19 protein-coding genes, 1 tRNA gene and 1 rRNA gene are annotated in these 21161 nt (G+C 33.8%); 14 read left to right on the forward strand and 7 right to left on the reverse strand.

Features of this window, described 5'->3' with window-relative positions:
- Positions 1-8 precede the first annotated feature (8 nt).
- Both rrf and F5ESL0246_RS00305 read left to right on the forward strand, forming a co-directional pair.
- Positions 9-125 (forward strand): 5S ribosomal RNA (gene rrf, locus F5ESL0246_RS00300).
- An 11-nt stretch (positions 126-136) separates the two neighbouring features.
- A tRNA-Asn gene (locus tag F5ESL0246_RS00305) sits at positions 137-209 on the forward strand.
- Between the two features lie 84 nt (positions 210-293).
- On the opposite strand, the gene F5ESL0246_RS00310 is transcribed toward F5ESL0246_RS00305, so the two are convergent.
- Positions 294-1220, reverse strand: coding sequence for a LysR family transcriptional regulator (locus tag F5ESL0246_RS00310; protein WP_122017568.1), 927 nt, complete (start codon positions 1218-1220; stop codon positions 294-296).
- Between the two features lie 117 nt (positions 1221-1337).
- On the opposite strand from F5ESL0246_RS00310, the gene F5ESL0246_RS00315 reads away from it, so the two are divergent.
- Positions 1338-3212 (forward strand): flavocytochrome c, encoded by a 1875-nt coding sequence (locus tag F5ESL0246_RS00315; RefSeq protein ID WP_122017569.1) that lies wholly within the window; start codon positions 1338-1340, stop codon positions 3210-3212.
- 51 nt (positions 3213-3263) lie between these two features.
- Here F5ESL0246_RS00315 and F5ESL0246_RS00320 read toward each other — a convergent pair whose 3' ends face one another.
- From F5ESL0246_RS00320 to F5ESL0246_RS00330, 3 genes are read right to left on the reverse strand one after another with little or no spacing between them, the layout of a single operon-like run.
- Entirely contained in the window at positions 3264-4085 is an 822-nt protein-coding gene (locus F5ESL0246_RS00320) for a triphosphoribosyl-dephospho-CoA synthase (RefSeq protein WP_122017570.1), read from the reverse strand.
- 9 nt (positions 4086-4094) lie between these two features.
- Positions 4095-5096 carry a nitronate monooxygenase gene (locus F5ESL0246_RS00325; RefSeq protein WP_122017571.1) on the reverse strand — a complete coding sequence of 334 codons (1002 nt, stop codon included), beginning with the start codon at positions 5094-5096 and terminating at the stop codon, positions 4095-4097.
- A 14-nt stretch (positions 5097-5110) separates the two neighbouring features.
- A complete protein-coding gene (locus F5ESL0246_RS00330; RefSeq protein ID WP_122017572.1) occupies positions 5111-6025 on the reverse strand; it encodes a LysR family transcriptional regulator in 915 nt (304 codons plus the stop codon).
- 335 nt (positions 6026-6360) lie between these two features.
- Between F5ESL0246_RS00330 and F5ESL0246_RS00335 the strand changes: the two genes are divergently transcribed.
- From F5ESL0246_RS00335 to aroD, 11 genes are all read left to right on the forward strand, one after another.
- A complete protein-coding gene (locus tag F5ESL0246_RS00335; protein ID WP_199688546.1) occupies positions 6361-7611 on the forward strand; it encodes an acyl-CoA dehydrogenase family protein in 1251 nt (416 codons plus the stop codon).
- A 93-nt stretch (positions 7612-7704) separates the two neighbouring features.
- Positions 7705-8949, forward strand: coding sequence for a CaiB/BaiF CoA-transferase family protein (locus F5ESL0246_RS00340; RefSeq protein WP_122017573.1), 1245 nt, complete (start codon positions 7705-7707; stop codon positions 8947-8949).
- A gap of 8 nt (positions 8950-8957) precedes the next feature.
- On the forward strand, positions 8958-10103 hold the full coding sequence (locus F5ESL0246_RS00345) for an acyl-CoA dehydrogenase family protein (protein WP_122017574.1): 1146 nt from the start codon (positions 8958-8960) through the stop codon (positions 10101-10103).
- Between the two features lie 13 nt (positions 10104-10116).
- On the forward strand, positions 10117-10857 hold the full coding sequence (locus F5ESL0246_RS00350) for a hypothetical protein (RefSeq protein WP_158592774.1): 741 nt from the start codon (positions 10117-10119) through the stop codon (positions 10855-10857).
- A 3-nt stretch (positions 10858-10860) separates the two neighbouring features.
- Positions 10861-11784 (forward strand): electron transfer flavoprotein subunit alpha/FixB family protein, encoded by a 924-nt coding sequence (locus tag F5ESL0246_RS00355; RefSeq protein WP_122017576.1) that lies wholly within the window; start codon positions 10861-10863, stop codon positions 11782-11784.
- Between the two features lie 9 nt (positions 11785-11793).
- Entirely contained in the window at positions 11794-13311 is a 1518-nt protein-coding gene (locus F5ESL0246_RS00360) for an AMP-binding protein (RefSeq protein WP_122017577.1), read from the forward strand.
- Positions 13312-13761: an acyl-CoA thioesterase gene (locus F5ESL0246_RS00365; protein ID WP_122017578.1), complete on the forward strand. Its 450-nt coding sequence runs from the start codon at positions 13312-13314 to the stop codon at positions 13759-13761.
- Positions 13762-14018: 257 nt separating this feature from the next.
- On the forward strand, positions 14019-15215 hold the full coding sequence (locus tag F5ESL0246_RS00370; RefSeq protein ID WP_122017579.1) for an MFS transporter: 1197 nt from the start codon (positions 14019-14021) through the stop codon (positions 15213-15215).
- Between the two features lie 19 nt (positions 15216-15234).
- On the forward strand, positions 15235-17007 hold the full coding sequence (locus F5ESL0246_RS00375) for an FAD-dependent oxidoreductase (RefSeq protein ID WP_122017580.1): 1773 nt from the start codon (positions 15235-15237) through the stop codon (positions 17005-17007).
- A 36-nt stretch (positions 17008-17043) separates the two neighbouring features.
- Positions 17044-17958, forward strand: coding sequence for a shikimate dehydrogenase (locus tag F5ESL0246_RS00380; RefSeq protein WP_122017581.1), 915 nt, complete (start codon positions 17044-17046; stop codon positions 17956-17958).
- Positions 17959-17971: 13 nt separating this feature from the next.
- Entirely contained in the window at positions 17972-18733 is a 762-nt protein-coding gene (gene aroD, locus F5ESL0246_RS00385; protein WP_122017582.1) for a type I 3-dehydroquinate dehydratase, read from the forward strand.
- A gap of 285 nt (positions 18734-19018) precedes the next feature.
- On the opposite strand, the gene F5ESL0246_RS00390 is transcribed toward aroD, so the two are convergent.
- The 3 genes from F5ESL0246_RS00390 to F5ESL0246_RS00400 form a co-directional block, all read right to left on the reverse strand.
- The gene (locus tag F5ESL0246_RS00390) at positions 19019-19249 is read right to left on the reverse strand and encodes a cytochrome b5 domain-containing protein (RefSeq protein ID WP_122017583.1); all 231 of its coding nucleotides are present in this window, start codon (positions 19247-19249) and stop codon (positions 19019-19021) included.
- 70 nt (positions 19250-19319) lie between these two features.
- Positions 19320-20207 (reverse strand): lysophospholipid acyltransferase family protein, encoded by an 888-nt coding sequence (locus F5ESL0246_RS00395; protein ID WP_122017584.1) that lies wholly within the window; start codon positions 20205-20207, stop codon positions 19320-19322.
- Positions 20204-21151: a glycosyltransferase family 8 protein gene (locus F5ESL0246_RS00400; RefSeq protein WP_122017585.1), complete on the reverse strand. Its 948-nt coding sequence runs from the start codon at positions 21149-21151 to the stop codon at positions 20204-20206. Before F5ESL0246_RS00400 ends, F5ESL0246_RS00395 begins: the two co-directional genes overlap by 4 nt.
- Between the last annotated feature and the right edge of the window lie 10 nt (positions 21152-21161).

Below are 21161 nucleotides of genomic sequence, written 5' to 3' on the forward strand. Positions count from 1 at the left end.
AGAGAAAGTACGGTGGCAAAAGCAAGAAGGAAACACCTGTAACCATGCCGAACACAGCAGTTAAGCTTCTTAACGCCGAGAGTAGTTGGTGGGAGACTGCCTGCGAGGGTAGGAAGCTGCCGTGCTTTTTTAATATTCCGGCTTAGCTCAGTTGGTAGAGCGCTTGACTGTTAATCAAGATGTCGTCAGTTCGAGTCTGACAGCCGGAGCAAGAAGTAAGAGGAAGGTTTAGGCTTTCCTTTTTTTGTTTTGAATGTATAATATCTGTTTGATAGCTTTTGAGCCAGACTTATTTACTTTATACTTGGCTGAATCTTAAGTTTTTTGAACGTATCAATTAACTTTTTGAGACCGCTATTTTGTTTAATAGAATGTTTAACTGCAAGAAAATATTTAATCTGAATTAAATTATTATCTAGTGGTAGAAGATTAATTGGAGTTTGAGCCATCCTCTTAATGATGCTAGCAGCCGAGATTGTTAGTCCTACGCCCTTAATTGATAAGTTGGTTGCGGTTAGAATGCTTTTGCTCTCTAAGATAATGTTGGGCTTCACGTGAAATTTTTGAAATGCTCCATTAACTTGGTGGCGGATAGCAGAATTAGCAGAACTAACGACAAATGGCTCTTGCAAAATATCTTTCATTTTATATTCATTTGGTTGTAAAATAAAGCGTCCCCTTTTGAAAAATGGTGATTTGGGAGAAATAATTACGTAGTAATTTTCACCGCCATTGACATAAAAATCCAGTCCATGATTTAAAGTCTCCGGAGTTTGACCGATGTAACAGTCAATTTGCTCATTTAGTAAACGGGTTTCATTTTCTCGGGGATATGTTTCTGATAATTGAATTTTAATGTTTGGATTCTTTGTGAGAAAGTTAGGTAGCAATTCTGGTAATAAGAACGTTCCCAAGCTTTCTAGTATACCAATTCTGATGACTTCATTGTTGGGTAAGACAAATGGCGTTAGTTTTTTGACTAAATTTTGGTTATTTGCAATGGTTTGTTCGAGATAGTGATAGTAAATTATTCCTGCTTCGGTTAAGGAAAAAGGAATAGTTTCTCGATTAATTATTTTTGTTTTAAGCTTTTGCTCAATATGCTTGATTAGCTGAGTTAAATAAGGTTGAGAAATGTATAATTCATGAGCTGCCCTGGTAAAGTTGCTCTCTTTTAATAGAGTATCAATGTAATGCAGCAATATTTCTGGGTCTTTCATAATGTCCTCCAATAACATTTTTATTATAGTTCACTTACTATAAAAGTATTTCACCTTGTCATAAAAAGTTAGTAAAATTTAATTGCTAAATATTTAACAAGGAGGAAATATAGCATAATGAAACCAGGTACATATGATGTAAAAGCAAAAGGTCATGGTTCGAGTTTTATGCCAATGAAGGTTACCCTTTCCAAGGATAAAATTAAAAATATAACCATTGATTCTAGTAGTGAAACCAAAGGTGTTGCTGATGAAGTTTTTAAACGTTTGCCAAAAGAAATTATTGACAACCAAACTTTAAATGTTGATGCTGTTAGTGGAGCGACTATCTCTAGTCATGGTGTAGTTGACGGAATTGCACAAGCAATTGATGAAGCTGGTGGTGATTCGAATGAATGGAGAAATCGTATAAAGCCTAGCATTGTAGGCAGTAAGGACGAGGAATATAATACCGATATTGTTGTAATTGGTGCTGGTGGTGCTGGCCTTGCAGCCGCAGCTAGAACAATTCAAAATGACAAAGAAGTAATTGTTCTGGAAAAGTATCCGCAAATTGGTGGAAACACGACACGTGCTGGCGGTCCATTGAATGCGGCTGAACCAGAATGGCAAAGTAAGTTCAAGTCATTATCAGGTGAAAAAGAAAGTTTGAAAAAGTTGGCTGGAATGTCAGTTGATGAAATTGATCCAGAATACCAAGATGATTTTAAAAAATTACAAAAGCAAATTAACGAATACATTAAGTCAGGGAAAGATTATTTATTTGATTCTGTATTGCTTCACGAAATACAAACTTATTTAGGAGGTAAGCGTACAGACCTAGATGGAAATGAAATTCATGGTGACTACGCTTTAGTAACTGAATTAGTTAATAATGCATTGGATTCTGTTAAGTGGCTAACGGATCTTGGCGTTAAATTTGATTATGATGAAGTGACTATGCCTGTAGGCGCGCTGTGGCGCAGAGGTCATAAGCCAGCTGAGCCGATGGGTTATGCATTTATTCGTGTTTTGGGTGATTGGACGCAAAAGCATGGTGCAACGATTTTGACTGATACACGGGCCACACACTTAATTATTGAAAATGGTCAAGTAAAAGGCGTGATTGCTGAAAAAAGCGATGGCAGTACGGTAACTATTCATGCACGGAAAGTAATTTTAACTTCAGGTGGTTTTGGAGCAAATACCAAGATGGTCCAACAGTATAACACTTATTGGGAGCATATTGATAATGATATTGCAACGACTAATTCTCCAGCAATAACGGGTGATGGAATTGCTTTGGGACAAGAAGCTGGAGCTGATTTGGTTGGAATGGGCTTTATTCAGTTAATGCCAGTTTCCGATCCAAAGACTGGTGAATTATTTACTGGTATTCAAACGCCTCCAGAAAATTTTATTATGGTAAATCAAAAGGGCGAGCGTTTTGTAAATGAGTTTGCAGAACGGGATACTTTGGCTAAAGCGGCGATTGCTAACGGAACTCTATTTTACTTAATTGCGGATGAAGCGATTAAGAAAACAGCTTACAACACGACTGAAGAATCTCTTGAAGAACAAGTAAAATCAGGTACTTTACTAAAAGCCAACACTTTAGAAGAATTGGCTGAAAAAGCTGGGATGGATCCAGGTACTTTGGTTAATACGATTAAAAAGTATAATTCATATGTTGATGCTGGTAAAGATCCTGAGTTTGGTAAGAGTGCCTTTAATCTCAAGTGTGAGGTTGCACCGTTTTATGCAACACCACGTAAACCAGCAATTCATCACACGATGGGCGGTTTAAAAATCAATCTACGTGCTCAGGTACTTGATAAGATTGGTCATGTTATTAAGGGGTTGTATGCGGCTGGTGAAGTTGCAGGTGGATTACATGCTGGTAACCGCTTGGGAGGAAATTCTTTGGCTGATATTTTCACCTTTGGACGTATTGCTGCCGATTCAGCATGCGAATGTATCAAGTCAGATGATAATAGTGCGTCACTAAGTTAATTTTTAATAGACAAAAAGTTAGCAAATTTTGCTAACTTTTTTATTGCTTTTTTAAAAATAATTTCGTTCAAGTGCCACAAAAATGGTGACAATCAGTAAATCGGCGCAGCCGCCAAGACTATAATTTTTAGCTAAAAATTGTTTATTTAGCTTAGATAGATAATTTCTACCAGCATTAGTTGAAGCACCGCCAATTTGAAGATAATAATTGGCTTGTCTGTGTAATTTAGTGATAACGTGACAGTTACCAGCCCGTTTTATTAAATTACTATCTATTGTTACAGTAGCAATCTTCATTAGTGTGTCTAATAGTCGTTCTTGCACGGTCCCTTTTCTTTCTTTTAGGAATGGCAATGCAACATCACGCACAATCGGGTAACCAGCTTCGGCCTGTTCACGAGCTCCTCCTGCACCATAGCAAAGGAATTCTTTTTCTCCAGCTGTTTGAGCGTGGTTATTTAATTTAAGATCATGTTCAACTAAGCCAGCGCACATTTGTCTAATTGTTGAGAATAGATCGGTGTGCTTGTTTTGACAGTAGCTTTCAGCACAAACAAAAATACCAAGAGCAAAAATTGCTCCTTTGTGAGTATTGATGCCTTTAGTTGCAGTAAACATCTCTTTTTCAGCTTTCATGCCTTGTTTACGTAGCGTAAAAAACATCTGGGTAAGATCTTCACCATTAAAGGTATTACCAATATTTTCTGCTGAAATAAAATAATTTGTTAGGCTAAGACTGCTGTCGATAAAAGTATAAATATTCATATCAAAATGTGGTCCTGAACTAACAGGATCAACTAGACCAGGCTTAGGTTGAGTAACTACTTCATATAAGAGAGCTCGCAGGGCATTTTTAGTTATTGAATGAGTCATAGTGAGTTTTTAATTAATATTATTTGATATATTGTTAACTGCTTGTGCGATGGATTTACAGGTTTTAAGATGATTAATATCCGCAGCAATATCAGTGTATCCTGCTTCAAGGTTTCCATACATCATTCCATTTATTAATCCTTGATAACCCTTAGCTGCATTGAAAATATCATTAGTGTTAACACCATGATTATACATTTCATTTAGTTTATTTGGTAATCTTCCTGGTAAGGAATAGATTTGATATGAATTCATTTTAAATGTAACGAGCTTTTGCTTATCAGCATTGATAATTTGCTTTTTAATTTTTGTGGAAACAGGAGATTCTTGTGTAACTGAAAAAATAGTTTTTAAGAAAACACCTTGCGCACCTTTTTTGAGTGAATCAGTTAAAATATTTGGATTGGTAATATCATCGCCAGCTAAAACAGGAGTTTTGCCAGAAGCCTTTACAAATTCCTTGAGTTTAATACGATTTTTACAGATTATAATATCAATCCCGTGTTCATTTACTTTTTTAATATCGTCAATTTTGTTAATGACTTGCATAATTTTTATACCGTTGAAATGAAGTAAATCAACCCAATTTTTCGAAATGGTTTTACCAAAACCTTCAAAAAGAGCAATTGTTATTCTTCGTTTGCGCATTAATTCAACTAATTCCATTGCAGTATGGTCTTCTTGGGGATTAGAGCATGAACTAGCTATTTCCATGCCAAAAGGTCTGAAAGTGTGAGCTAAAGCCTGATCAATTTGTTCATTCATCAAGTTTCTTTCTTGCATTGCATCAAGGATAGAGTGATTTTCGATTCTCCCAAGTTGTTGTTGGAAAATAGGTGTCGATACACCTGTTGTAGCATCTGGTTTAATACTGTAACCAGCATTAATGCCAAGAATTCCAAGAGCACCAGTTTCAGAAATAGAAGCTATCATCTTTCCATTTGTTAATGTATGTAATGGTTCGTGGATGATAGGAATTTTAATTCCTAATAATTGACATATTTTATTCATTGAAACCCCCCATACTATTTAACAGGAATATTATCGACTATTTTTTGTACTTCCATTTTGTTACTCTTAATAAAATCAATAAAATCAATAATTTCTGGTGAAAAATTTTGATTTGCGTCATAAACTAGATATACCTGACGAGTGTCTTTTGGCAGATCAAGTTTAATTTTATGAATATCGAATCCACTAAGATAAATTGTTTTGGCTACAATACCAACGATATCATTAGTCAATACTTGCCCAGCAATTGCTAGTTCATCATGAAGGCGATTAGTAATATGCAGGTCAGATGCACTAGCTAATAGAGCATTAGTGATATCGCGACCAATTTGAATTTTTTTTGAATATGTAATAATTGATTCTCCTCGTAATTCTTCTGGAGACATTTTTTTGATTTTTGCTAGTTCATTATTTTGGGAAACTATAGCAATAATTTCTTCAGTATACAAAGGAATATAGGTTAAACAACTGAATTCGGGTACATAGGAACTAATTCCAATATCATACCAGCCTTTTTTGATGCCTTCACAAATTTGATATGAGGGATTGTCGTGATAAATAAAATGAGGTGCAAGGCTAACCTCTAACTGATATTTTTGAGTAATATTAGGTAACAAAATTCCTATGGCAGTTGGAATTCCTGCGATATGAATATTACCTTGATCTTGACTAAGTTTTTGCTCAATCTTTTTTTTGCCATAATCTAGAGATGCTAATGTTTTAGTTACAGTATCGTAAAAAATACGACCGTAATCTGTTAATTGAACATATCGGCCATTATGTTTAAATAATTTGCAATGTAATTCGCTTTCCAGTTGTTTAATAGATACTGATAAAGTTGGTTGACTGATAAATAAATTATCAGCGGCCTTCGTGTATTGTTTTTGGTCTGCCAGTTCACGAAAATAGTAAAGTTGATTTAAGTTCATGATATACCTCGCAATTATCTAATATAAATACTATACCCATTTTTAAAGAAGCGTTTTCAAGTTTATTTATACATTATTTAAGAAAAATTATACATAAGGTTAGAGACTGTTAAATTTCTATTTTAGATAATACAAAGATAGATAATATTAGTTATAAAATTAACAATCTTTAGATTTTATACTTATTTTAAGACTAATTAATCATAAAAGTATTTATAAAAATAATAATTATAAACTTGTTATTAATTTTACAAGTCTAAATTTTTAAAACATAATATGGTTGTAGAGTGAAACGGTTTCATTAAAATTAATAAGAATTAAAAGGAGAATGTATCATGACCGAACAAAATAATTTACACGTACTACCACCATATGAAGAAACACAAATAAATCATATAGCTAAGCCTGGAGAGTCAATGACGCAGGAGGATTTTGAAAACTATTTAAAAGAAATTCGTCATTTAGCACAAAATGAATTTGATCGGATGACAAATTATATTGAAGAAAATCGTCAATTTCCAAAAGACTTCTTTCCACTTGCTATTAAACATGATTTGTATAGATTTGCACTTCCAAAACAGTATGGTGGATGGGGATTAAGCGAAAAACAAATTTTGCAGGTTCAAGAAGAATTTTCAAGAACCCAAGGTGGTATTCGTATGCATTTACACCACGCTTCTGATATGAATTGGCGTATTTTAGATAATTTCGGTAGTCAAGAGCTTAAAGATAAGTATATGAATAAATTCCAAGATAAGTCAATATACGCTAACTTTGCTTTAACGGAAAAGAGTGGTGGCACTGGAGCTGACTTACATACTCTAGCTGTTAAAGATGGCGATGATTGGGTGATTAATGGTGAAAAAACTCTTATTTCACATGCTGATGTTGCTGATTTTACTTATTTAATTGTTGTTACTGATCCCGATAAGCAGGGCGATGAAAGATTATCTGCTTTCTTTGTACCAACAAATACTCCAGGGTTTGAAGCAAATGAAATGCCACTTATGATGGGATGTCGTGGTGCAGGCCATGCTGATTTGAAATTCACTAATATGCGAGTTCCAGATAAATATATGTTAGGAAAGCGTGGAGAGGGAATGAAAGTTGCTATTTCCTCATTATCGCTATCTAGAGCCCATATTGCTGATTCAAATTTAGGAATGGCACAACGGATGTTGGAAATGTCTATTGCTTATTCTAAAGATCGCGTTACTTTTGGTAAACCCCTGTGTAAACGACAATCGATTATCTTTGAAATTGCTGATATGGGTGCACGTATTCACGCATTAAGATTAATGTTGTGGGATCTGGCAGAAGATTACGATCAGGGTAAGGATATTACAAAGAAAGCATCTTTGGCAAAGTTGGAAAGTATTAACACTGTTAAGATGGCTTCTGATTATATGCTTGAAATTTTTGGCGGGATTGGATATTTCCAAGACAATCCTTATGGACCAGCTGAACGCTTATATCGTGATTGTCGTGCTATGTGGCTTGAAGAAGGTCCACGCTCAGTTCAAAGATTAACTGCAGGTCGTTTGTTGATAAATGATGGTGGTGTCACACCAATAACTAGTATGTAATCAAAAATAATTAAGTAAATTTAAGAGGGCTGAATCCTAAAGTTGTTTTGGAATATTCAATCCTCTTTAATTATATAATTGGGAGATAAAAACATGTCAAATAAGATATTAAAAGGTATTAGAGTTGTTGACCTCACTCAATTTTTAGCTGCACCAACTGTTGGTAGAGTTTTAGGTGAATGGGGTGCAGATGTAATTAAAGTAGAATCTCCTAAAGGGGATGCCGGACGTACGCAAGGTGCCGTTTTTGGTATGAAATATGAAGATGATGAAAATTTAGGGTTTGATGTTTCTAATATGAATAAGCGCTTCATTACTTTAAATATGAAGACCCCAGACGGATTGCAGGCTTTTAAGGATTTGCTAAAGACTGCAGATGTCTTTTTAACGTCAGTTAGAACTAAAAGTTTAAAACATATGGGAATATCCTGGGAAGAGCTGCATAAGGAATTTCCTAAGTTAGTTTTTGCTCAGGATCGTGGCTATGGAGAATTTGGACCAAAAAAAGATGCCGCAGGATATGATGCTACTGCTTATCAAGCACGTGGTGGAGTTCAAGGTACAACTGTGGACAAAGGTAGTAATCCATATAATCCAGTTAATGGTTATGGAGATTTTCAAGTATCAATGACTTTAGCAGCTGGTATTTGTGCAGCACTTCTGAGAGCTGAAAGAACTGGTAAAGGTGATAAAGTTGTTGTTAATTTAAATCATGCTGCAATTTTTATGCAGAATATTGCAATGGTTTCAGCTCAATATGGTAATCAATATCCTAAAAGCCGTAAGGAAGTTACCAATCCTTTTAATAATACATACAAGACATCAGATAAACGGTGGTTTGTTTTATGTGTTCCGGAATATGATCGTGATTTTGATAAAGTCATGCATAATGTAGGGCGTGACGATGTTAAAGGTGACAAACGATACAACAAAATGGACACTTTAAATGTAAATGGCACGAGTAGAGAAGTGATTAGTATTTTAGAAGATGCATTTCAAAAAAGGCCCTTGAAATATTGGCTTGACTTGTTTAGCAAAGAAGATTTACCACTTGAAGCTTGTCAAGTTCCAAGTGAAATTTACCAAGATCCAGAAGCTCTTGATAATGATGAAATTAGACTCATGGAATTTCCATCAGGTGCAAGACGCTTTATTCCTACTAATCCAGTGCGATTTTCTTCTCAAGGTAAGCCAACTCTCACTCCTTCGCGTGCCCAAGGATCTGATACACGAGAAGTGCTTAGAAACGAATTGGGATACAGTGATAAAAAAATTGATGAAATGTTTGCCAGTGGTGCAGCTAGTGGTGTACGTCACTTGGGCGAACCGATTAAGTAGGTAATATTATGGCATTACAATATACACAAGCACAAAAAGAATATATTCATTTAACACAAGAATTTGGAGACCGTTATTTAACTCCTGAAATTATTAAGAAATATGATAAGGAGGGGAATTGTCCACGATCGTTATTTGAGCCAGCAATTAATCTAGGATTACATATGTTAGAAATACCTGAAGAATATGGTGGAGCAGGACTTTCTTATGAAGATTCGGCTTTGGTTTTTGAAAAATTAGCTGAATATGATGCTGGATATGCTTTGACATTAATTACATCATTTGTTGCATTGCGTTGTGTATTAATGGCAGGTACTAAAGAACAAGCGCAGAAGTTTGCTAATGTGATTAAGCCAGGACATTTTGCTGCTTTTACTATGTCAGAAGCTGATGCAGGTTCAGATGCAGGTTCAGTTAAAGCAACTGCTGTTAGAAATAATAATGAATATATTTTGAATGGTAATAAAGCTTTTGCAACTAATGGAGGTCTTGCTGATATTTTTATTGGTATTTTTAGAACTTCTGATAATGGTAATCATGGCTTGTCGGCTTTTATGATTGACAAAAATACGCCTGGAATTTGGATAGGTAAACATGAGGATAAGATGGGATTACGCTTATCTAATACTGTACCAATAGGCTTTAAAAATGTTCATGTTCCTGTAGAAAACTTGATTGGTAAAGAAGGAAGAGGAATTAATATTGCTTTAAGTAGTTTAAATTTATCTCGTGCCTACGTTTCAACTTTGACTGTTGGAATTATGCAACGTGCACTTAATGAAGCTGCCAAATATGCTAATGAACGTGAACAATTTAATCAACCAATAGTGCAATTTGAATCTGTTCAAAATATGTTAGCAGATATGGCTACTTCTGTAGAAACTGCAAGACTGTTAGTCAATAATACTATGAAAATGATGGACAAAAATTTATCAGTAAGACAAGAAGGTGCAATGACAAAACTCTTTGTGACTGATATAGCACAGAAAGTAACTTCTGATGCAGTTCAGATTTTAGGGGGTTACGGATATACTCGGGCTTATCCAGTAGAAAAGCTAATGCGTGATGTTAAAGGATTTCAAATTTTAGAAGGAACTAATGAAATTCAAAGAATGACTATTGCGCGTGAAGTTAGTAAAAAATATCAATTCTGATAGGAGAATGTTAATGAAGATCGCAGTTATTATTAAAGCAGGTCTGGAGCATTTACAAACTTATACTTCATATAAAAATAAAGTTACTTATCATCCAGAAAATCTGTTTTTGAGTACAGAAGATAAATCGGCGTTGGAATATGCACTTCAACTTATTGAGGTAAAAGGGGGATTAATTGATGCGTATTCTTTTGAACAAGGCGAAGTTGCCGATAGAATTTTGCATGAAGCTATGGCTCTAGGCGCTAATACGGCAACTAAAATTGTCACAGGTGATCTAAAAGATCCAATGCAGCAAAACTATTTAGTCAAAAAACTGATTCAGTATCTAAAAAATGAAGGAAAAAAATATGATTTGATTATAACAGGTTATTCAAGCTTTTCTCAGTTTGCTGCAATTATTGCAGACAAGTTGAAAATGAATTATTATGACCAGCTAACAAATATTGATGTTAATTTTAATTATGAAATGAAGTTAGAAAAGGGAATACTTAAGGGGCAGTGTGAACTACCAATGGTCATTACTAATTTGAGTTCTATTAATACACCCCGTTTAGCTAATTTTTCTGCTGTGAAAAAAGCGATAAATTCTAAAATTACCGAAGTGTCGTTTAAAAAGCTAAACAAGCAAAAAGTTAGTCAAATTAAAGTAGAAACTGAAAAAAGCGAAAAAATGATTTTTAATTTAGATAATGATCCAGATGCTACGTCAAAATTGATTACTCTTTTAGAACGGAATGGAATAATGAGGTAAAAAATGGCACCAACATATTATATTCAATTAGAAGATAAAAATATTCCTGAAGGTAATGATAGTAATACACTTTTCGGATTAAAATATAACTTTAAAAGCAACAAAAATGTATTGGTTTTTAGTAATCATGCTTCTGAAATTAAGGAAAAATATGAACATTCTGGTATGCCTACAACTATTTATAATAGTGAAAACTACTCGATTGCAAATTTTGCGTCTGTTTTAAAAACTCTAAAAGAAAAATTTGCCTTTAAAGAAAGTTATCTAATTATTTTTGATAGCAGCAATATTGGTAATAGTTTGGGAGCTAGATTAGCTGCAATGCTTGATACAAGTTTTGTGGCAAATGCAGAAAATATTCAAGAATGTGATAATAATATATGTGTAGATAAAAAAATAGGAAAAACAGAAGGTTCGTACAAAATTTCTTTAGAATCGAAAGCAATTATTTCTACAGCTTGTAATGGGACGTTAGAAGATGAAAAAAATGATGTTAAAATTATTAATTTAACATTAAATTATAAATCGAATATCAAGTATATTTCTGAAAAAAATTCTAATAATGATTTAGCTTACGCAAAAGTTGTAGTAGCAGGTGGTAAAGGCTTAAATTCAGCTGAGAATTTTAAGCCATTACAAATTTTAGCGACTAAATTAAATGCTAGTTTGGGAGCAACAAAGGCAGTCACTGACCAAGGATGGGTTGATGAAAGTAAAATGATTGGTATTTCTAATTTAAAAATTGCACCACAAGTTTATTATGCTTTCGGAATATCAGGGGCGGTTCAACATACGATTGGAATGAACAAATCTAGGTACGTGATTGCTGTGAACACAGATGCTTCTGCACCAATTTTCAAGTTAGCTGATTATGGAATTATTGGAGATGCCAATTTAGTAATTAAACAACTTAATAATCTTTTATAGGATATAGAAATGGATACAAATGCAAAAGTGACTACAGTAAAGCAACTGTGGAATGAGCGTTTAAAACAGAGTAGAAATGACATTTTTATCATTGATGGAGAGCATAAATATAATTATACAGAAATTGGTCGGATGGTTGATGACCAAGTTGAGCTACTTAAAAGTTATGGCATCAAAAAAAGAGATTTAGTAGCGTTACAATTTGAATTAGATGTTGAAAATATTGTGATGATGCTTGCATGTATCAAATTAGGAGTAATTATCAATCCTTTGAATCCACACTTTGATCTTGATGAATTAGATAATTTAATGAAAAAATTTAAACCATTTGCAATTATTTCCCAAAAATCTGTACGTGGACGAGATAATATCAGTAAATTTTCTAAATTAGATCATTATTATTCACAAAATATTGGTGATCTTAAGATTTTTGTTCGAAAAAAAAGAGAATTATCGCCATTTATTGATGATTATGGTTCAGATGCTGCTTTAATAGTGTTGAATACTTCGGGTACAAGTAGTATGCCTAAGGGTGTGGTTTTAACAAATAAAAATGTTTTGAGCTCAGAGTATGCATATAATGAAACATTTAAGATAACCTCAAAAGATACTGTGTTGATACTTTCTGGGATGTACCATGCAATTGGATTTCACCATGGATTAATTTCAACTATGATAGCAGGAAGTACTATTGTCATTATTAAACACTATAATATTGATGAAGTAAGTAAACTGTTAAAAAAAGAATCAATAACCTTCATAGACAGTTTGCCAACTGTGATGTTTGATATTTTATATAAAGTAAAAGATTTGGGACGATTACGTCAATTAATTTGTGGTGGAGATAGAATCAATAGGAAACTTCTTTTGAAAGCTAAAGAAAGAGGAATTCCTTTGTACAACTGCTATGGTTTAACTGAGGCAGTCCCGTTCAGCTATACACCACGAGATTATTATTTTAAGTGTGATTGTATGACAACAGCAGTTTTACCAATGTCAGGGGTAGAGTTACGAATTGTACAGAAACATCATCAAATAAAAGAAAAAGATAAGCAAGGTCTGATTGAAGTTGCTGGACCAATAGTTTTTAAGGAGTATTTGGGCGATCCAGTTAAGACTAAATCTGCTTTTGATGGTAAGTGGTTAATTACTGGTGATGTTGGCCATTATAATCAAACTGGATTATTAGAAATAGATGGTCGTAGTAGTGATAAGATCATTCGTGGTGGTGAAAATATATCGACGTCTACAGTAGAAGAAAAATTAAAAAAGTGTTCATGTATAAAAGAAGCTGCAGTTTTAGGAATTCCAGATTTGAGGTTGGGACAAAAGATAGGTGCTGCTGTTGTATTAACAGATAATAGACAAGAAGTAACAAAAAATAAAATAATTTCAGAATTGAAACATTGTAATGTGGATAAAAAGTACTGGCCAGAAGAGGTATGTATAGTTGATTCTTTACCCAAAACAACAAATGGTAAAATCAAAAAATATATTTTATTAAATCAGCTAGAAGGTCAAAAATAAATGGATAATATTTTCTTTAAACGACAAATGGCAGATTATTTTGTTACTCCAAGTATGCTTAATCATATGAATATTACACATGGGGGTACGATCCTATATAATATTGATTCAGCAATGGGCATCTTTGCTAATTCATATTGTCATTCTCGTACTCTTACGGGACGTATTGATAAATTCATTTTTCATAAAAAAAGTTATGTTGGGGATCATATAAATTTTTGTATAACATTACTTAAAACAACATCCAAAACTTTAACTATTTATGCTGAAGTAAATAGATTGTCATTAAATAGCTCAGATATGGAATTAATTGGAGAAGCAGTATTTACTTATGTAGTTGTGGATAAAAATTTAGAACCAATAATTGGGGCAATTAAACCATATAAGTTAACAAATACTAAAGAAATATCTTATGTAAAAGCTATTAAAAAACGATTTGGAATTAATTGAATTATTGTTTTTAATAAAAGTATATAAGAAAACTATAAAGACAGAAATAAAGAAATTAATAATAACTTTTAGGAATATGTATAATTTTAAAGCCATATGTACTAAGGTAAAAATTTTTGCTTTAAATTAAAAAATTATATTGTTATCTATTATAGTTAATAATCATAATTAATGAACCATAAATAATTATCATTATTTATAGAAATAGGTTATATTAAATGTGTGTTTATTAATAATATATTTTGGAAGGTAAGACTATGGAAAAAAATAAAAGTTATGCTGGAGTTGCAGCTGCAGTTTATTCGCATTTTGCAGTTGTAGGTGCTGCAACACTATTTATTAGTCAATATCGACAAATTTTAGCTCAGTCGTGGAATGCAACCGAAACACAAATTTCCCTTGTTATGGCTATGGTAGGATTGGGACGGATTATCACAATTTTGTTTGCAGGTGCTATCTCAGATAAAATAGGTCGTAAACGAACATTGATAATCGCTTTAATTAGTGATGCAATTTTTTTACTAGGTGCAGCGTTTGCTAACAATATTTGGATTGCAGGTATTGCTGCTGTTTTTTTTGGCGTAACAAATTCTTTTGGGGATACAGCAGGCTATCCAGCTTTAGCAGATGCTTTTCCAAACAAAACGGCAACGATGAATTCGTTTGTTAAGGCTGCGATGCAAGTAATGCAAATGCTATTTCCATTTTGTGTAAAGTTAATTAAAAATCCGCAAATTACTGCCAGTATTTTGGTTGTGATCATTTTGGTTGATGTTATGCTAACTTTTAAGACAACTTTTGCGTCACAAATAAAGCAAGAAAAAGTAGCAATAAATGATAATGATGAAGTTAATACAGATAAAGGTAACCAACCTAAATTAGCAGTAGATGGCTTAATGATCATTGCCTTAGGCTTTACAATATGTTTTACATTTTATATTTTTTCATTATATGTACCGTATTATGGACAATATGTTTTAAATGAATCGGCAGCAAATGCTAATCAATTGGTTTCTTGGTATTCAATTGCTTCGCTAATATCAGTTTTTTTAACTTCAGCTATGGTTACTAAAGTTAAAAGATTGAATTTGATTTTGGTTTATTCAGCAATTACGGCAGTAGGTTTGTTTTTCATGATTTTAAATCCATCACAGATTGCTGGTGAGTTAGGAGCTTTAGCAGTAGGTTTCTTCACAGCTGGTGGTGTTTGGCAAGTTGGGTTATCTGTTTTAACTTCTTATTTTCCACAAGGTCACGGAAAAATAACTTCATACTATAGTTTTGCTCCAGCTGTAGTTTATTTTGTAGCTCCATTAGTTGCTGCTTTTGTTTTAAAAGCTAATGCTACAAGTACGTTACTAGTATTTTGGATTACAGCAATTATTACAATTATTTCCGTTATCTTGTCAGCTATTTTGATAGTTCGAAGTAAACAGTTCGACATTGCAGGGTAATTTGTGGAAGGTAAAAAACATGTCAGAAAAAGTAATTAAAGCACGTGCCGTCGGACGTAACGGCAAAATAGATTTTGATATTAATGTTGTTAATAATGAAATTAAAGATATCAAGGTAACAAAAAGTTCAGAAACTCCAGGTATTTTTAAGCAGGTTGTTGGCAAGCTGAAGAAGAATATCATTGAAAAGCAAAGTTTTGACGTTGATGCAATCTCAGGTGCATCGATAATGACTCAGGCAATGCTTGATTCGGGTAAGAAAGCACTTGCGGCAAACGGTATAAATATTTCTTCCAAACTAGAAAAAGAAGAGCATAAAAATGTGACGTTAGATGTTGATGTTGCAGTAATTGGTTCGGGTATGGCTGGATTTATGTCTGCTTGTCGTGCTTTAGCGATGGGAAAGAACGTATTGCTAATTGAAAAGAATGGCTATCTTGGCGGTGCCACGATCTTAAATGGCTCAAATGTTGTAGGTACCGGGTCAAAAGTGGCAGCTAAATTGTTTGGCAAGAATGCAAAAGATGATTCTTCTACACTTTTAGAAAAAGATATTACCCGTGAATGTCGAGGTACTAACTATCCTTTGTTATCTAATTTGCTTGTTAAAAATATTGGTAAAGCCGTTGACTTTATTACAGAATTTGCAGATCTAACTTACCAAAAAGCGGAAACACAAACCATTGAACACTCCGTTGATCGGCAAATTGAAATGCCAACCGCCAGTTCATATGAATTAATTACAAAAGTTGCCGAAGCCTTTAACAAAAAGGGCGGTAAAATTTTGTTAGAAACCCGTGTTGAAAAATTAAACCAGAACGAAAAAGGTGAGTTAGTTTCACTGACTGCTGAAAGTAAATATGAAACTGTTAAGGTTAACTTCAAATCATTAGTCATGGCAGCTGGTGGTTGGGGAGCCCGCGATTATCGAGAACATAAGACTAATATTCCATATTATGGTCCAATGACGTCCACCGGTGACTACTTTGATTTTGCTAAAAACATGAACTTAGTTTCACGCAATCTTGATTGGTATAAAATTTACCCTCACGGTCTTGAAGTTGAGCCAGGGATTGCTAAATTGACAACTTACTCAACTAAAGAAGCTAGTGACATGGGAGCAATTTTTGTTAATACTAATGGTAAGCGAATAGTTAATGAATCAGCTCCATACACCCATTTTCGGGACGCAATTGCTGCCCAAAAAGACCAAATTTCCTTTGTGGTAATGGATCAAAGAATGTGGGATCGATTTTATGAATTATTACTCAAATATGGATTTACTAAAGATGAGGTTCAAGGTTTCTTTGATTTAGACGGTAAAAAGAGCCCAATTTTAGTTAAGGGTGATCTTAGGACAGTTGCTCAAAAAGCCGGTATTAATTATGAAAATCTAAAAGATACATTATTTAAATATAGTGAAGCAGTTAAATCAGGGCATGATACTGAGTTTGAGCGGCCAGTTAAATTTATGCATGAATATGAAGGAAGTACATATTATGTTATTGAACAAAAGTTGCGTTTCTGTACTACTTTGGGTGGTTTAGAGACTAATGGGAATATGCAATTATTAGATAATGATTTTAATTTAATTCCTAATTTATACGCGGCTGGTGAAATTGTTGGCGGAGCTAATGGTCATGACTCAATGCCAAGTATGATGAATTCTTGGAGCTATGCATCTGGCTTTGTTGCTGGAACACAAGCAGCGGATAATGCTAATTATCATGACACACTTCAAACTTTGCGGGAAACGACAGATACTATTTCTGGCGCAACATTAAATAAGTGAATATAAGATATTTATTTTTATATAGGAGGAATAAAAATGGCTAACAATATTACAGGAATAAATGGTCCAATTACTGGTTGGTTAGATGGTCATACCTATCTAATTGGCTTAATGGCTTACCCAATTCGCCACTCAATGTCACCAACAATGCACAACAATGCTTTTGCAAAATTAGGCTTGAATTTCACTTATCTTTGTTTTGAAATCGGTAATGATAAACTTAAGGGAGCGGTTGATGCGATTAGAACATTAGATATGCGTGGCTCAAACGTTTCTATGCCTAATAAAAAAGAAGTTATCAAATATTTAGATAAATTGTCTCCAGCTTCAGAAATGTGTGATGCTGTAAATACGATCGTTAACGATAATGGTGTGTTAACTGGATATACAACAGATGGTATTGGGTTTGTTCAAGCCCTTAAAGATGAAGGAATAGATATTAAAGATAAAGTAATGACCTTGACTGGTGCAGGTGGAGCTGCAACACCAATTGCGGTTCAATCTGCTTTGGATGGTGCTAAAGAAATTAGAATATTTAATATCAAGGATGATAAATGGGCGCAGGCTGAAAAGAATGTGAAAACAATTCAAGAAAAGACAAACTGTAAAGTTTCATTGACTGATTTGAATGATCAAGCAGCGTTTAAAAAATCGATTTCTGAAAGTGATATTTACTGTGACGCTACCAGTGTGGGAATGAAGCCACTTGAAGACAAGACTTTGGTTTCAGATCCATCGTGGTTCCACAAGGACATGGTTGTTTTTGACACAGTTTATGCGCCAAGAACAACTAAATTAATGAAAGTTGCACAAAAAGCTGGTGTTAAGCATGTGTTTGATGGCATTGGAATGATGATTGAACAGGGTGCAGCTTCATTCAAATTATGGACAGGTGAAGATATGCCAACTGAATATATTCAGGAAATCATGTTTTCTGATGAAAATAAATAGTAGAGGGAATATTATGTCTACCGTTAAAATTAGAAATGTTGTTTTGGGAGAAGGTTTACCTAAAATTGCTGTACCTAATGTTGGAACAACTGAAGAAGAAATTTTATCAGCATCTCAAACAATTAAAGCAGCTTCCCCCGATTTAATGGAATGGCGAATTGATTATTACAATGATGGTATTAAAGATGGATCATCATTAATTAATACCGCTAAAAAAGTACGCCAAGCAGTTAATGAATTACCAATTTTGGTTACTTTTAGATCCAAAAATGAAGGCGGTGTGTGTAATTTAGATGAAGATAAGTATTTTGATTTACTAGAAGAAGTTATTACTAATCGCATAGGTGATGCTATTGATATTGAGCTTTTCCATGATGAGGATAGTGTCAAAAAAATAACAAATCTGGCACATGATTATAATATTGTTGTGATTATGAGTAACCATGACTTTGAAAAGGTTCCAGCAAAAGACGTAATTGAGTTTCGCCTGCAAAAAATGGCTGAGCTTGGTGCTGATGTGTCAAAATTGGCATGCATGCCTCATTCTTCTAAGGATGTGTTAACTCTACTTGAAGCTACACAATCAACTTCTGAAATGATCAATACACCGTTAATAACAATGGCAATGGGAGATTTAGGTAAAGTAACAAGGATATCTGGACAAATTTTTGGTTCATGTCTATCTTTTGGTGCTGTGGGACAGACCTCTGCACCGGGGCAATTATCAATTGAAGATTTGCGTAGTGCAGAAAGTTTTTTAGAACTGCATGAATAATATAGGTATTAGTGAAGAGTCAGGAAGTTTTCTAAAAAATAAATAGTTAAGGACTAGTCCATGGTAGTAAATCATAGACTAGTCCTTTTGCGATAGATAAGCCAAAATGACAATCTTCTCAAAGTATTATAACGTAGTAATTATTTGTTCCGAATAATACCAATTTTTCAAATTTAAAATTAACGTAAAAACCCTCTAGATAAAAACATGCATATTAATGTTAGAGATACATCTAACTCTTAATTACATATCAATCTAGAGGGTTTAAGTTATGTTTAAAGATAATTAATCTTCATAAGTCCCAACTTGTTTTAATTTACTCAAAACGCTCTCACCGTGTGGTGATTGACCAATAGCTACAGTTAAATCACGACCAGCTAAGTTGCCGTGATGTTCGCCTTCGGCCCAATGAGCATTACCGGTAACATCGTATACATTACCCTTGATTGCAACATAGGCTGGATTACCATTTTTACCATCGTATTTTGCTAAAGTTTCTTTTGTGAACTTTTCCATAAGTACACCTCTTTCAATAATAGAACAAAATATTTTCTTCTATTAGAATAAGTCATAGCGTTTGCTAAGTCTAATTATATGCTTGGTCACTTTTATAGTTATACCGCCAACCTGCAATATCCCACGGAGTAAAGTTAGGCGTAAATTTACGCTGATAAATTTTTTCGTATGCTGTGATCTTTTGTTGATAATCAATTGCAAGCATTTGCTTAGAATTTTCATTTACGTCTAACTGAAAATTAGGATAAATTGTTGGTAAAACATGTACTACGTATTGCGTTTGGTAAAAATTAGGATGATTCTTTTCTAATTTATCTATTGTTTTGATTTCAATAAATGTGGAAATTACAGGAACGTTTTGTTGGGCTGCAAAATAGTATGCTCCACGATGAAGTGGTCTGGGTTTGCGATAATTCCACCACATTTCTTGTTCGGGATAAATTAGGATCCATTTGTTTTGTATTAAAGCATCATGTAAATGACGAGGAAATTCTTTACCAATATAATTAGGACTTTCAATTAGTGGGATTGTTCCTACATAGTTCATCAAATAGCAGAGAATCCCAGGTAACTTCAAATTAGTATCTTCGATTACAATTTTTAGATCATGGTGGCTTTTTGAAGCTAAATTTTTAATTGGTAATGAATCGATTTGATTGAAGTGATTAACAGTGATGATTGCGCCACCTTGGGGTAAATTCGTCAAATTTTCAAGTCCAGTAAACGCAGTTGATGAAGTCAAGCTGTGCATTAGCGTACTGAAGACTAGGTGTCCAATTCGATTGTTTATTTTTCCTTTGTAATGAGTTTGTTGCTCCCAAAAAGATTTTACAAGTTTTTGCCTTTTGGCTAATGATAAAACTGGATCATCTACTTCAACTTTAGCATCCCAATCTTGGCGGGCAATGGCCTGTTTAATATTTTTAATAACTTGTTCGCGATTATCACCAATGATCATAGCGTGACAGGTCCTTGCTCTTTAATTTTTGCCCAATTATTAGGCTGTTTCGCTATTGTATCGCTTTTGGCCAGCATGTGATCTAATTTATGCCGGTCTTCTTCACGCTCTTCATTGGTATAGTTATCCAGTCCTGCTTTTAATTCAGCATAAAACTTAGTTTCTTTAGCATTAGTCCAGAAATATTGCTCATATTGGATACCGGTAAAATGCCATGGCTTGAAGAAGAGATTATAGTGAATTAGGCTAGGATTGGGCAAGGGAACAGTATTTTCATTTGGCATGGCATCCCACTTCAGGTTCAAATGTAAAATCCGTTTGTCACAAATTTCATTTAAGTAGTCTTGATCTGTGGCAATACAATCAAAGTGGTATTTTGTCAGTAAATTCATAAAGTGGTCAGTAAATCCTTCATCTCGGAAAGCTTTACAATTCAACACAAGCATTCCTGAATTGATATAAGTCTTAGGATCAAGTGCTAAATCTTTTTTGATGTAAGTAATCATTTCAGGAACATATTGAATCGAAGAATCCATACATGCTCCCAATAAATTATTGCCTAACTCGGTTTTGTATAATTTAGCAATATCATCGTTTAAAATGGTATCACTGTCAATATAAATAGCCTTATCGTATTGTGGAAATAGGTCAGGAATAAATAAACGATAAAAGATTGACATTGTAAAAAATTCACCACGTAAATAGTTCTCGCTGCGGTTTTCAATTGGTGCGACAATTTCGTCACTAATTGTAAAGAACTCAACATGAACGTTGTTTGAACCTAATTCGAGTAAATCTTTTTGGTGTTGTTGACTTAAATCCTGACATAAAAAGTAAATTGTATAGTCTTTTTGAGGGTTAGTATGCTTTACCAAAGAATGAAGCGAAACTGCCGCATATTTTGTAAAGTCATCACTGATAGCATAAAAAATAGGTATAGTCATAATTTTCTCC

Origin of the sequence: Lactobacillus sp. ESL0246 (genome assembly GCF_003692965.1) — a bacterium.
GTDB lineage: Bacteria > Bacillota > Bacilli > Lactobacillales > Lactobacillaceae > Lactobacillus.

Excerpts from the sequence above, each read along its gene's own strand:
- F5ESL0246_RS00340 (WP_122017573.1), top strand. The coding sequence starts at position 7,705 with ATGTCAAATAAGATATTAAAAGGTATTAGAGTTGTTGACCTCACTCAA.
- F5ESL0246_RS00345 (WP_122017574.1), top strand. The coding sequence starts at position 8,958 with ATGGCATTACAATATACACAAGCACAAAAAGAATATATTCATTTAACA.
- F5ESL0246_RS00310 (WP_122017568.1), bottom strand. The coding sequence starts at position 1,220 with ATGAAAGACCCAGAAATATTGCTGCATTACATTGATACTCTATTAAAA.
- F5ESL0246_RS00330 (WP_122017572.1), bottom strand. The coding sequence starts at position 6,025 with ATGAACTTAAATCAACTTTACTATTTTCGTGAACTGGCAGACCAAAAA.
- F5ESL0246_RS00355 (WP_122017576.1), top strand. The coding sequence starts at position 10,861 with ATGGCACCAACATATTATATTCAATTAGAAGATAAAAATATTCCTGAA.
- F5ESL0246_RS00375 (WP_122017580.1), top strand. The coding sequence starts at position 15,235 with ATGTCAGAAAAAGTAATTAAAGCACGTGCCGTCGGACGTAACGGCAAA.
- F5ESL0246_RS00350 (WP_158592774.1), top strand. The coding sequence starts at position 10,117 with ATGAAGATCGCAGTTATTATTAAAGCAGGTCTGGAGCATTTACAAACT.
- F5ESL0246_RS00390 (WP_122017583.1), bottom strand. The coding sequence starts at position 19,249 with ATGGAAAAGTTCACAAAAGAAACTTTAGCAAAATACGATGGTAAAAAT.
- aroD (WP_122017582.1), top strand. The coding sequence starts at position 17,972 with ATGTCTACCGTTAAAATTAGAAATGTTGTTTTGGGAGAAGGTTTACCT.
- F5ESL0246_RS00400 (WP_122017585.1), bottom strand. The coding sequence starts at position 21,151 with ATGACTATACCTATTTTTTATGCTATCAGTGATGACTTTACAAAATAT.
- F5ESL0246_RS00370 (WP_122017579.1), top strand. The coding sequence starts at position 14,019 with ATGGAAAAAAATAAAAGTTATGCTGGAGTTGCAGCTGCAGTTTATTCG.
- F5ESL0246_RS00315 (WP_122017569.1), top strand. The coding sequence starts at position 1,338 with ATGAAACCAGGTACATATGATGTAAAAGCAAAAGGTCATGGTTCGAGT.
- F5ESL0246_RS00365 (WP_122017578.1), top strand. The coding sequence starts at position 13,312 with ATGGATAATATTTTCTTTAAACGACAAATGGCAGATTATTTTGTTACT.
- F5ESL0246_RS00395 (WP_122017584.1), bottom strand. The coding sequence starts at position 20,207 with ATGATCATTGGTGATAATCGCGAACAAGTTATTAAAAATATTAAACAG.
- F5ESL0246_RS00380 (WP_122017581.1), top strand. The coding sequence starts at position 17,044 with ATGGCTAACAATATTACAGGAATAAATGGTCCAATTACTGGTTGGTTA.
- F5ESL0246_RS00360 (WP_122017577.1), top strand. The coding sequence starts at position 11,794 with ATGGATACAAATGCAAAAGTGACTACAGTAAAGCAACTGTGGAATGAG.
- F5ESL0246_RS00325 (WP_122017571.1), bottom strand. The coding sequence starts at position 5,096 with ATGAATAAAATATGTCAATTATTAGGAATTAAAATTCCTATCATCCAC.
- F5ESL0246_RS00335 (WP_199688546.1), top strand. The coding sequence starts at position 6,361 with ATGACCGAACAAAATAATTTACACGTACTACCACCATATGAAGAAACA.
- F5ESL0246_RS00320 (WP_122017570.1), bottom strand. The coding sequence starts at position 4,085 with ATGACTCATTCAATAACTAAAAATGCCCTGCGAGCTCTCTTATATGAA.